The 11,871-nt window shown below is 56.9% G+C and carries 11 protein-coding genes; all 11 read right to left on the reverse strand.

Annotation, left to right across the window (positions count from 1 at the left end; all coding sequences use genetic code 11):
- Positions 1-9: 9 nt before the first annotated feature.
- The 11 genes from V4U84_RS13180 to V4U84_RS13230 all read right to left on the reverse strand — a co-directional run bounded on the left by V4U84_RS13180 (position 10) and on the right by V4U84_RS13230 (position 11,821).
- A complete protein-coding gene (locus V4U84_RS13180) occupies positions 10-387 on the reverse strand; it encodes a diacylglycerol kinase family protein (protein WP_334071947.1) in 378 nt (125 codons plus the stop codon).
- Entirely contained in the window at positions 387-884 is a 498-nt protein-coding gene (ybeY, locus tag V4U84_RS13185) for an rRNA maturation RNase YbeY (protein WP_334071949.1), read from the reverse strand. The genes V4U84_RS13180 and ybeY overlap by 1 nt, the downstream gene beginning before the upstream one ends.
- Positions 856-3,147: an HD family phosphohydrolase gene (locus V4U84_RS13190; protein WP_334071950.1), complete on the reverse strand. Its 2,292-nt coding sequence runs from the start codon at positions 3,145-3,147 to the stop codon at positions 856-858. Before V4U84_RS13190 ends, ybeY begins: the two co-directional genes overlap by 29 nt.
- Positions 3,148-3,267: 120 nt before the next feature.
- Positions 3,268-4,239: a PhoH family protein gene (locus V4U84_RS13195; RefSeq protein ID WP_334071951.1), complete on the reverse strand. Its 972-nt coding sequence runs from the start codon at positions 4,237-4,239 to the stop codon at positions 3,268-3,270.
- A 6-nt stretch (positions 4,240-4,245) separates the two neighbouring features.
- Positions 4,246-5,427 (reverse strand): sporulation protein YqfD, encoded by a 1,182-nt coding sequence (gene yqfD / locus V4U84_RS13200; protein ID WP_334071952.1) that lies wholly within the window; start codon positions 5,425-5,427, stop codon positions 4,246-4,248.
- The gene (gene yqfC / locus V4U84_RS13205; RefSeq protein ID WP_334071953.1) at positions 5,424-5,717 is read right to left on the reverse strand and encodes a sporulation protein YqfC; all 294 of its coding nucleotides are present in this window, start codon (positions 5,715-5,717) and stop codon (positions 5,424-5,426) included. Before yqfC ends, yqfD begins: the two co-directional genes overlap by 4 nt.
- Positions 5,718-5,828: 111 nt before the next feature.
- Complete coding sequence (locus V4U84_RS13210) at positions 5,829-6,272, reverse strand: GatB/YqeY domain-containing protein (RefSeq protein ID WP_334071954.1); 444 nt, start codon at positions 6,270-6,272, stop codon at positions 5,829-5,831.
- 15 nt (positions 6,273-6,287) lie between these two features.
- Positions 6,288-6,461: a 30S ribosomal protein S21 gene (rpsU, locus tag V4U84_RS13215; protein WP_005547957.1), complete on the reverse strand. Its 174-nt coding sequence runs from the start codon at positions 6,459-6,461 to the stop codon at positions 6,288-6,290.
- A 131-nt stretch (positions 6,462-6,592) separates the two neighbouring features.
- Entirely contained in the window at positions 6,593-6,955 is a 363-nt protein-coding gene (locus V4U84_RS13220; RefSeq protein ID WP_334071963.1) for a histidine triad nucleotide-binding protein, read from the reverse strand.
- Between the two features lie 256 nt (positions 6,956-7,211).
- Positions 7,212-10,643 (reverse strand): AAA family ATPase, encoded by a 3,432-nt coding sequence (locus V4U84_RS13225; protein ID WP_334071964.1) that lies wholly within the window; start codon positions 10,641-10,643, stop codon positions 7,212-7,214.
- The gene (locus tag V4U84_RS13230; RefSeq protein WP_334071965.1) at positions 10,640-11,821 is read right to left on the reverse strand and encodes an exonuclease SbcCD subunit D; all 1,182 of its coding nucleotides are present in this window, start codon (positions 11,819-11,821) and stop codon (positions 10,640-10,642) included. Before V4U84_RS13230 ends, V4U84_RS13225 begins: the two co-directional genes overlap by 4 nt.
- Positions 11,822-11,871 lie beyond the last annotated feature (50 nt).

Genomic DNA, 11,871 nt, shown 5'->3' on the forward strand with positions numbered 1-11,871 from the left:
CGTTCCGGCTTACGATCCCCACCCTAAGGCTGTGCTGACCGGTTCGTAGAACAATAAAATCCCGATGAAGACGGCAAAAGCCGCGGCGACCAAAACCGCTCCGGCCGCGGCATCCTTGGCCATTTTGGCCAAGCGGTGCCATTCCGGAGCCGCCAGATCCACTGCAGCTTCGATTGCGGTATTGATCAGTTCCGCCGTGATTACCAAGGCTATGACCAGGAGCAAAACCGCCACGTCCCTTGCCGGCAAGCGAAAATACAACGCGGCAAGCATAACGACGACCGCGGCCGCCGTATGGAACCGCAGGTTACGCTCCGTCTTCAGCGAGGCGGCGATCCCTTCCCAAGCGTTCCGGAAGGCGGTCCTGCATGTACGCCGCGGTTCCATTACCGAACGAGCCCAACCTGGGCCAATGCGGCTTCCTGTTTGTCCATCATGACCTTCTCGCTCGCCGTATCCTGGTGGTCGTATCCGAGCAGGTGAAGAAAACCGTGCACGACCAAAAAACCGATTTCCCGCTCCAGCGAGTGTCCATACTCCTCGCTCTGGGCTTTGGCGCGCTCTACCGAAACGACGATGTCGCCGAGCACGTCCGTAAGTTCGTCCAGCTCTTCCCCCTCTTCAAGCTCATAAACGATATCCAGCTCCTCGTCCAACGATTCGTTCATGGCAAAGGACAGGACATCCGTCGGACGATCAATACCGCGGTACTCGCGATTCAATTCATGAATGGCTTCATCAGTGACAAAGGTGAGTGCAACCTCGCCTTCCGTAATTTCTTCAGCTTCGCCGGCTTTTTGCAGCAACCGGTCCAGCAGTTCAATGAGATCGTCGCCGATCTCGAGTACGTCCTGCTCATTGTTCCAAACCAGATTGAGCGCCATTCGCTTCCATCCCCCTGTCCTTCTCGTCATTTCCTTTGGTCTTCTTGATTTGCTCCGGGTATTCGATCCGGGAATGGAAAATCCCCATGACCGTCTCCTTCAGTGTTTGGGCGATCAGATCCAGCTCACGCATCGTCAAGTCGCACTCATTAAACTGATGGTCATCGAGCCGGCTCTTGATGATTTTCTCGATCATCGTTTCCACCTGTTCCACCGTCGGCTTGCGCAGCGAGCGCACCGCGGCTTCCACGCTGTCCGCAATACCGACGACCGCAGCCTCCTTGGACTGGGCTTTCGGACCGGGGTAGCGGAAATCATCTTCGGTGAAATCCGGTTCGATGCCCTGTTCTTCCGCCAGGGCCAGCGCCTTGTGATAGAAATAATGCAGGAATGTCGTTCCGTGATGCTGCTCCGCAATATCCCGGATCGGCTTCGGTAGCTTGTACTCTTTCTGCATCTCCACCCCGTCGCGGGCATGGGCGATGATGATCGATTTACTCAGTTTGGGATCGATAAAATCATGCGGGTTTTCCATATTGTTCTGGTTCTCGATAAAATAGCTGGGCCGCTTCGTCTTGCCGATATCGTGATAGTAGGACCCGACCCGACACAGCAGACCATCCGCCCCGATCGCTTCCGCGGCGGCCTCGGCCAAGTTTCCGACCATGACGCTGTGGTGATAAGTCCCCGGCGTCTCCGTCAGCAGCTTGCGCAGCAGCGGGTGGTTCGGGTTGGACAGTTCTACCAGCTTCAAAGCGGACAGAATGCCGAAGGTAACCTCAAAGAACGGCATCAGCCCGATAACTAGAATCGTCGTGAGCAGGCCGCCGACGATCGCGAACCCGATCGCATATAGCGTGCTCGAATCCTTCCAGCCGTCATTGTTCAGCAAAATCATGGTGAAAACCGAAAGCGAGCCGAACAAGCAGATCATGATTCCGGCTTTAAGCAGCGTGGAGCGCTGGCTGGCCCGGTGAATCGCAAAGATCGACGCAAATGAAATAACGAGTGCAAAAAAGCCGAATTCAAAGTCAAAAATTTGCCCTTGATGCACATTGAGGATCACGCTGGCCAGAATGCTGAACAGAATCGAGCAAATATAGGCCAGAGACAGATCGATCAACAGCGTAATCAGCATGGCTCCCGTCGCCACCGGCGCGAGATAGCCGATATAGGCCCGCTGCTCGTTTTGAACGATCGCGGTGATATGCATGGAAACGATCGTAATCAAAACAATCATGAGCAGCATAACGAACTGCGAGTTGTTATATTTAAAGCGGCTGACACCTTCCGACTGCCGCATAAACATAATCAATCCGATCGTGATCAACGTGGACAGCATTACAAGTCCAATCTGAGGCGAATAATTGACCTCGTCCTTCAGCAGACCGTTTTTTTCAAGCAACGCGTACATTTCCTCGGTAATTTTCTCGCCCTTTCCAACCAGCACGTCGCCCTGCTTGATATAAACGGTCGGCGTGTTCTCGCGCGCTTCCACCTTGGCGGCCTTCGTCGCTTCCTCGTCATAGAACTTGTTGGCCGTGATGGACAGGCGTGCAAGCTCCTGCACAACCTCCCGGGAGATTCGTTTGCTGAGCGAACTGGTGGAGACCATCTCGGCCACTTTGGCCCGGGCCGTTTGCGCATCCACGATTTGATCCGTCATCAGACGGGCTACGATATCGGCAGCAACCGGCTTCATTTCATTAATATCTTCGGGAGTCAACCGGGGGATCTTGATAAACGTCTCCTCGGAAATCTGGTACTGCTGTTCATCGACCTTCTGCGTCACTTCCTGAAACAGCGTCGGCGAATAGTTTTCCGAATTTCGGTTGTTCATGATGAAGTTTTGGATATGATCCTTCACCCGCTGCGGCAGTTCTTCCCGGTAAATATCGATTTTGTCCGCCGTCGCCACCTGATCGTCCTGGTTCAAGCGAAAAATTCGGTCCAGGAGATTGGCGACCAGCGCCTCGTTGCGAAGCGGGAGAATCGTGTATACCTGCCCGACCTTTTCGGCAGCTTCCTCCTGGGCTTTCAACGTGGCTTTTGTATCCGGAATCTCCATGGGCGCCAGGATTTCCTTGTCGCTTGGCATGCCCACGGCGATATCATAAGTTTCCGGCAAAAGTTTGGGAGCCATGCTTATATAAAGCATGGCTACTAGCAGCACATACAGCACGTATCGGACCGATGCGCTGGTCTTCCACCCCGCTGTTGTAGGATTAAATTTGTTTTTTCCTTGATCGCTCTTTGAGGTCATAAAGGCAGCCCTCCTGAAAAATTTAAAGGCTTTGGTCTCCGGATTTCGGCTGCCGCCGGGGACCTCCAACAAACAGGTGCCCATGCGACTAAATGCCACCCGGAAGGTTCGGAGGCCGGCTTAACCCTGATTTTCAGCAGCACGGTCGTAAGCTACAATAATCTTTTGGACAAGCGAATGCCGGACCACGTCCGAATCCGCGAAATAGACAAATCCGATTTCCTCCACGGTTTCCAGAATCCTTCTGGCTTCCACCAGACCCGATTTTTTTCCTTTCGGCAAATCGATTTGCGTAACGTCACCGGTAATCACCATCTTTGAACCGAACCCGAGCCGGGTAAGAAACATCTTCATTTGCTCGGGCGTCGTATTCTGAGCCTCATCCAGGATAATGAAAGAATCGTCCAGCGTCCGTCCGCGCATATAGGCGAGCGGAGCGATTTCAATCAATCCCCGCTCAAGCGCCTTCGCCGTTTGCTCCGGTCCCATTACGTCGTAAAGGGCATCGTACAGCGGACGCAGGTACGGATCCACCTTCTCCTGCAAATCGCCCGGAAGAAAGCCCAGGCTTTCTCCCGCTTCCACGGCTGGGCGGGTCAAGACGATCCGTTTTACCGCCCCTTCCTTCAACGCCGTGATCGCCATAACGACGGCCAGATAGGTTTTCCCCGTTCCGGCAGGGCCGACACCGAACACGATGTCGCGTTTACGGATCGTGGTGACGTAATGCTTCTGGCCGATCGTCTTGACTCTTAGCGGCTTGCCGCGATAGGTCACCGCAATTTCGCCTTTATATAAATCCAGCAGTTGATCGGCGCGAAGCTCCTTCGCGAGATCAATCGCATAAAGAACATCTCTTTCCGTCAAGATATACCCGTTGCGAACCAGTTGCAACAGCACCTCGAACAATTGCTGGGCGCGCTCGGCTTCATAAGCCTCGCCCCTTATCGTGATCTCCGACTCTCTCAGGACAATGCCCGCCTTAAAATGCTCTTCCACCAATTTCAAAAAGGCGTCCTGGGGGCCGAACAAGGCCAGTCCCTCACCGGCATTTTGAAGCGATATTTTTATGCTCTGTTGTTGTTCCGACAAATAGCCTCATTCTCCTTGGTCATGTACTATGGGAAGTTCTTCCCCTATGTTTTGCTCCACTTCAAAAAGCACTTTCATATAAACTTTACCATTGTCTGTCTTCTCATGCAAAATTTTTTGACTCAAAACAACGCTATCCGCCCCGTTTTTTGCGGCAATATCCCGTTTCGCCCGCTCGATTCCGTCACGAATCGCCTTGTCCTTCGAGAGTTGGATCTCAAGTTCGGTAGTTTCAAGCACTTTTTCGCTCATCCAGCCGATCGGCAGTTTAAAGCTTCTCCAGGTCAGCGGATTGAATTCCGTCATCACCTGGGACTTCTCGAAGGGAGTCTTCCCATAGCCGGAAAGCTGGATCGCCGTTTTTCCGAAGTAGAGATATCCTCTTTCTTTCTTTTCACCGGTGTATACCTGCTGCTTGCGGACCAGTGGAACTTCAATCACATACTCGTGCCAGACATTCCCCTTGACTTCCCCTTTGGAAACGACCTTTTCTCCGCCCTGAATCCCCGAAATCAGGATCTGCCCCTTTTTGACGCGATCGTTTTTCTTCACTTCGGGTTGCCCTTTTTCCGCGTAAATATAGGTGACCACCGCGTCGGCCTTGCTGATCAAATGCCGCGGGCTCATCAAATTTTTGTCCTTCGGCTGCGTCGCTTCGACAATTTGGATCGATACCCGTGTCCCGGTTCGGGACACTCCAACCCACGACGTCCCCGGCAGCTTGCGGTTCAGGTTCGCGGAGAGCTTGTCCTGCCGCGGCAAGGCGAAAATCCATTGGAACGGGTAAAGCCCCTCTTCCCGGGCTATATTGAGCACATCTTCTTCCGGAATCTCGACATTGCCTTTCACTTCGATATCCCATACCAGCTGCGACAAACTGAATACGACGGCGATAAACAGAGCAAACCCGGAGACAAACCATTTGCGCCCCCATAAACGGATTAGAGCAAAGGGGAGTCCGAAGCGGCGCTGTACGTGAACCCGGCAGCCTGTCCGCCGCAACAGCGGACGCAAACGAAAAAAGTCCGCCACATGCATTCTCATTTTCATGCGTCCATCCGGCAAGCGCTCCACATCCCAAATTTCGATGCCGTGTCCCGCCAGCTCATTAATAAGCCGTTCCACTGATCCGCCGCGGATCAGCACGCTCACGGACCCCCGCAATTGGGAAAATATCGGTGTTTTCACTGGGATTCCTCCATTCCGCGATATTTAATGCCGTGGATTCGCCCTTCGACAACGACTTCCTGCGGCATAATCTCCCTGATGATGAGTCCGCTGCCTTCGACCTCCAGCGTCCCTTGGCTAAGCTCCAGATGCAAGGATTCGGGGGAAAAGTGCACCACGCCCCGGTGATTCTCTATGTATAACTGCTTACCTCCGATCAAGGTGAGCCTGGGCAAATCGAATACAAGATCACTCGGCAGGTCGAGCGCATCGACCGTCCATTTGCGGATTTTGCGGACAAACCGGCTCATATGAGGCAATCCTCCTTCCCCTACTTTACACCCTATGCAGAAGGTCACGGATTTATGAGAAACAGAAAAAACACCCTCTACAAAAGTAGAGAGTGTTTACTTTGGTTTAAACTATGACAAAAGCTGTTGCACTGCCTGATTTACAAGCTTGCCTTCCGCCCGGCCTTTGACCTTGGGCAAAAGCGCGCTCATCACTTTCCCGATTTCAGCTTTCGAAGTAGCACCGGTTTCCTGGATGGTCTGCTGTACAATAACTTTAATTTCTTCTTCGCTCAGCTGTTCGGGAAGGTACTCGGCAATAATTTCGGCTTCTGCTCTGACACCTGCGGCAAGATCGTCTCGACCCGCTTTTTCAAATTCTTGGAGGGCATCTTTGCGCTGTTTGATTTCACGACTTAGGATATCAAGCACTTCATTATCGTTCAAAGGTCTTTTCAAATCTATTTCAAGATTCTTAATCGTAGCACGAACCATTCGAATGGTGGAGAGTTTGAACTTGTCTTGACTCTTCATCGCTTGCTTCATATCTTCGTTCAATCGCTCGCTAAGACTCATGGTAGCCAAATCCTCCTAAAACTTTCTTTTACGAGCAGCCTCAGACTTTTTCTTGCGCTTTACGCTTGGCTTTTCATAATGCTTGCGTTTCTTCACCTCAGCCAATACGCCATCTTTAGCGATGGAACGTTTAAAGCGACGAAGTGCAGCATCAATTGTCTCGTTTTTGCGAACTTTAGTTTCAGACACCAGTTTTCCCTCCCTCCGACCAGACCGTCCAAGAGCATAACACGGTTCATCAAATTTCATTATAGGGGAAAAATAAATAGGGTGTCAACCTGCAGACCCTAATTTTAATATATGGAAGAAAAAACACGCTTTCAGGCGTGTGAATCCGAATTCGCCACCAACGCGCCGAGCCGCGCTCCGCCGAGCAAGTGGTAATGAATATGATAGACGGCTTGTCCGCTATCCTGACCGCAATTGTTGATCAGACGGTAACCGCTCTCCGCCACCCCAAGCTTCTTGGCTGCCTCCTGGGCAACCCGGTGCATTTCTCCAATCAGCGCGAAGTCCTCTCCTTCCACATCGTTCATCGTAGCGATATGCTTCTTGGGAATGATCAGCACATGCGTCGGCGCAGCCGGTTGAATGTCATGGAACACCAGGAACCGCTCGTCTTCGTACACTTTATTCGAAGGAATGGAGCCCTCCGCAATTTTGCAAAACAAACAGTCATCCATCTGAAACCCTCCTGAATTTTTAACTTGAACTATACACTTCGCAACATTATCATACCGGAAAATGGCAAAAAAAAGAAGCACCCTGCTCACTCAGCGAGTTCGCGTTTCGCACGGACGTATTGGACCGAAATAAGAAATCTCCCATCTCTGTCACCAATACGTCCGCCGGGGTGCTTCAAAAAATTGATGTCGGCTAACTGTAGTATAACAGCAGGGTGATACTGTATCTGTGATTCACATCACTCTCGAATTTTTTTTACATTTGCTCCAACACGATCTTGGAGCCCGAACCGCCGCTTTCCGCCGGGATAACAACCAGCTTGCGGGCCAGACGGGAGCGGAGCTCGGTGACGTGGGTAATAATTCCCACGGCCAGATGATCGTGATGCAGATGCTCTAGCGAGCTGATGACCGTATCCAGAAGCTCGGGATCGAGGGTTCCGAAGCCTTCGTCCAAGAAGAAGAACTGCAGCGGATACTGTCCACGCAGCTGAATTTGCGCCGATAGCGCCAGGGCCAGGGCCAGCGAGGTCAGAAAGGTCTCGCCGCCCGAGAGCGTGGATACCGGACGCTTGACGCCCCCGTTTGCATCGTCGCAAATGACGAAGCCGCCGCCCGAGTCCGTTTCCAAGGCGTAGCGCTGTTTGGTCAAGGAACGCAGCCGCCCGGATGCCGCACGGCTGACGCTCATCAGCTGTTCCTCCGCCACATATTCGACGAAGGCGTTGCCGCGCAGGGAAGACTGAAGTTTGCCTAGCAGCCCGAAACGGTGCTCCAATTGAAGCCTCTTGTCTTCCAAATCCCTCCAACGGAGATGTCTGCGCTCCAGGTCCTCCAAATCGCGCTCGGCCCGGGCTTTGGCCTGCAGTGCCGCTTCATCCTGCGTTCTGGCGACCTCCAGCGCTTGGCTGCATTCCTCCCACTCCGCCTCGGTAACGATCCTGCCGCCGAGCTTGGCATCCAGTTCTTTTAGACCGATTTCATGCTCGCGTTCCTGTTCCCGGTGAATGCGGATCATCTCGGCCATGTCCGCGGCCTGGGCCGGATCCAGAAACGCCCCGCGTACTTCTTCCTCCGCCTGAAAAGGAGAGGAGGACAGCTCGCTAAGCCACCGCTCTTCCCGCTCTTTCTCTTGGTCCACCCCGGCGGCCAGCGCCTGGCGGGCCAGGGCGTCGGCCTGGGCGGAGTCCCGATGCACGGCTTCGGCGTCCGCTTGTTTTCTGCGGCTCTGCTCCGCCGCCGTACGAAGCCCCTCCAGCCTCTGCTTGGCTTCGGCCAGCGCCGTTTCAAGCGGAACCTCCCCGATCCAGGAGATGAGCCTTTCGCGTTTCTCCCGGTATAGCGAGGCTTTCCCTTGCTCCTGGATCTCCCACTGAAGCAGGAGTTTGTCCTGTTCGTTCAAATCCTTGCCGAGTGCGGTAAGTTTGGCCGATTTTTCCTCGATAAACGGAATGCTGACGGCTAGCCGCTGCTTGATATCCTCGCTCTTGCGATCCTTCTCCTCCAGATCCAGGCGGAGTCTCTCCGCTTCCTCCAGAGCCGTCTCCCCGAACTCCCGGGCCCACTCCTCCCGCTTGCTTTCCAGTTCCGCACGAGTGGCCGCGCTTTTTAACACCGTTTGTTCCAGCAGTTCCCGGGCCGCCGCGGTCTCCGCACTGGCAGCGGCCACGCCGGCCCGGATCTCGCCCTGCCGCCCTTTGGCCTCCCGCACTTCCCGCTGGAGCCGCTCCAGCGTGGGCTGAAGCTGTGCCCGTCGCTCGCGCAGCTCCTGCGCCTGTACTAATACAGCCGCGAGATCCGACGCGCCGACAGGAGCGGAGTTACCCGGCTGCTCCGCGGCGACCGCCGCCTCCCGCTGCACGGCCTCCGCCAAGCGGGTTATGCTCTCGGAAGAGTCCAGCAATTCCAGTTGGGTTCGGCACAAATCCGCGTCCCTGGATACGGCGTGCCGCCAGTCGCGAATGCCGGACAAAACGGCGGATAACTCATTCAACTGCGCGTCGCCGACGCTGGGCTCGCCGGTTACGCCCTCGGCTGCCAAACCCGGGTGATGCACGGAACCGCAAACCGGACAAGGCTCTCCATCGCGCAGTTGCTCCGCAAGCCGGCGGGACCACGCCTCTTCCTCCCTCTGCTTCAGCAGAAGGCGCATCGCCGCTTCCATCCGCTGGGATTGCGCTTCCAAAGCGGCGCCTTCCGCTTCCAGAGTCTGCAGCCCGCCAAGGCATTCCGCCGCCGTTTCGGCCAGCTTCCCGCCGCGGTCATGCGCGTCCCGTTCGCGGGCCAGTATCTGCTGGAGCGCCTGCTCCGCCCGCTCCGCTTTGTCGCGCTGGCGGTTCTCCTCCAACGCCGCCCGTTCCGCCTCCTGCAGACATCTCTCGAGATGCTGCTTAAGCAGGACGGCGGTCTGAATCCGCTGCCGCTCCGCCGGCTTGACCTCGCATTCCTTGAGCTGCGCCTCCAGCTCCTGCTGGCGCTGCTTCGCTTTCGCCAGGAGCTGCTCTTCCTTGAGCAGTTCCTCCGCCGTCGCCTCGCGCTGGCGTCCCCCCTGCTCGCGGGAGGCCTCAAGCTCCCGCAGCTCCGCGGCCAGCGCGTCGCACTCCCGCTGGAGCAGCCGCGCCTGCTCCAGCTGATCCAGGCGCAGCAGCAGGGCCGGCTCGTCCCTGCCGAGCGCCCCCGCGGCCGCCTCCGCTTCCGCGGCGGCCCGGGCAGCGGCGGCCTGCGCGGCAGCGGCCGCCTCCGCGGCGCGGGCGGCGGCGGCCCCACGCTCCTCCGCCTGCTGCCGCGCCGATTTCCAGGCCGTGAGCACCGGCCTGAGCGTTTCCGCGGCCTGCGCCCGCGCCAGGCGCGTCTCCTGCTCGCGGACCGCCGCGTCCCGCTCGCGCAGCGCCGCCAAAAGAGCGGCCCGCTCGGCCCGCTCCCGGCTGAGCTCACGCACCTTGGCGAGCGCATCCGCCCGCCGCTGGGCATCGCCGAGCTCGCGCCGCCGCACCTCCGCCTGCGCCGCGGCCGCCTGGAGCGCGGCTTGCGCTCCATTCAGCGCCTCCTCCGAGGCATCGCCCAGCCCCTGCTGCTCCGCGGCCAACTGCTTCAGCTTCTGCTCCGTCTCCTTGACCTGCTTACTGAGTTTTTGGGCCAGCAGGTCCCCATACTTTTCCAGGTGAAAGAGCCGCTGCAGCATCTGCCTGCGGTCCACGCCTTTCAGCGACAGGAACTCCGCGAATTTCCCCTGCGGCAGTACGACCGCCCGGGTAAAGTCGTCCATCTTCAACCCGATCTTCTCTTCTACCTGTCGGGTGACCTCAGCCAGCTTGTCCGCCAGCACCTTTTCCCCTTCCGGGGTAATCTCGATGAAACGGCTGATCGTATTGCTGACGGAAAGCTCGCCCTGGCGTTTAAAGCGCCGCTCTACCCGGTAGCGTTCCGCCCCTTTGGCGCTCATCAGTTCGAACGTAAAAGCGACGAACAAGGCGTCCTCGGAATGGTTCATGATCCCTTGAGTTCCGCCGGACGCCCGGCCCACCTTGCCGTACATCGCGAGGGTAATGGCATCCAGCAGGGTGGATTTTCCGCTGCCCGTCGGTCCGAAGATCCCGAATAACCCGGTATCGCAGAGGGCGGTAAAATCGATCTCCTGCATTTCTCTGTAGCTTTGCAATCCCGACAACTTCAGACTGATCGGCTTCATTCGCCAGCCTCCCCTTCACGCGCTTCTTCCTCCTCGTCGAGCAAGGACATAAACAGTTCCACCAGTTCGTCCTCCGGTTCCGCACCGCCGCTCTGGCGCTGATAAAACTTCCGGAACAGCTCGTGGACCGGCATTTGGGAGCGCGAAGCCGCCTCCTCTTCCCATTCCCGTCCCGGATAGATCGGGCGGATATGAACGATCCCTTCATGCGCCTTGCGCAGTTTCTGGATCTCGCCCATGGACATCGCCTCGGTCAGGTGAATCTCCAGATCGATGAACGCATTGCGATCCCTTCCTTCCTCCAGGAGGCGCCAGGCTTCCTCCAGCCCGCCCCGGCAGCTCCAATGAACCAGCGGCTTTCCGCTGGTCAGAAACAGCTCCTCCAGCAGCGGCGACCCGCCCGGGGCCAGATCAAGCTGCATCACCGATTTGGCTTGCCCCGCTTCCGAAAAGCTGTAGGAGAGCGGGGAACCGCTGTAGCGGATCAGGCCGCTTCCTTTAACCGCCTGCGGCCGATGCAGGTGACCCAGGGCCGTATACTGCGCGCCGGTATCCAAAGCGGAAGGATCGACGGTATAAGCGCCGCCGACCTGAATCGGCCGCTCCGAGTCGCACTCCACGCCGCCCAGCACATAAATGTGGCTCATCGCCAGATTGACCGTATCTTTGCGGAAAGCTCCCGAGAGCTGGCGCATCAGTTTGCCGACTTTGGCGCTGTATGCCAGCCGCAGTTCGGTCTCGTCCCCGTCGCCGGCGAGCAGCTCGGCCAGCCGGGACTCCGACGGATAGGGCAGCGCGGCGATCACGGCGGTTTCTCCGGTCCGGGGCACAGGGGTCCGTACCGCTTCCGCCGTCGGCAGACCAATGAGCGAAATGCCCCGCCCCGTGACGAGCGGGGCGGCCGCCGATACCCGTTCCGGCTGGTCGTGGTTGCCGGAAATGACCACAAGCTGCCGGCCTTTCTCAGTCAATCTGGCCGCCGCTTCATAAAACAGCCGCTCGGCCGCGGCGGGCGGGTTCACACTGTCATAGACGTCGCCGGCCATCAGGATGAGATCCGCCTGCTGGTTGTCCGCCATAAGCACCAGCTCGTCCAGGAATTGTTCCTGCTCGGCCAGCCGGCTCCGCCCCTCCAAGGTACGGCCAAGATGCCAGTCCCCCGTATGCAAAATGCGCATGTCTTCCTCCCCCTCAGTCTGATCTGCAAAAAACAACATTTAAACTTACT

The organism is Paenibacillus sanfengchensis (genome assembly GCF_036864765.1).
In the GTDB taxonomy this organism is placed as follows: domain Bacteria; phylum Bacillota; class Bacilli; order Paenibacillales; family Paenibacillaceae; genus Fontibacillus; species Fontibacillus sanfengchensis.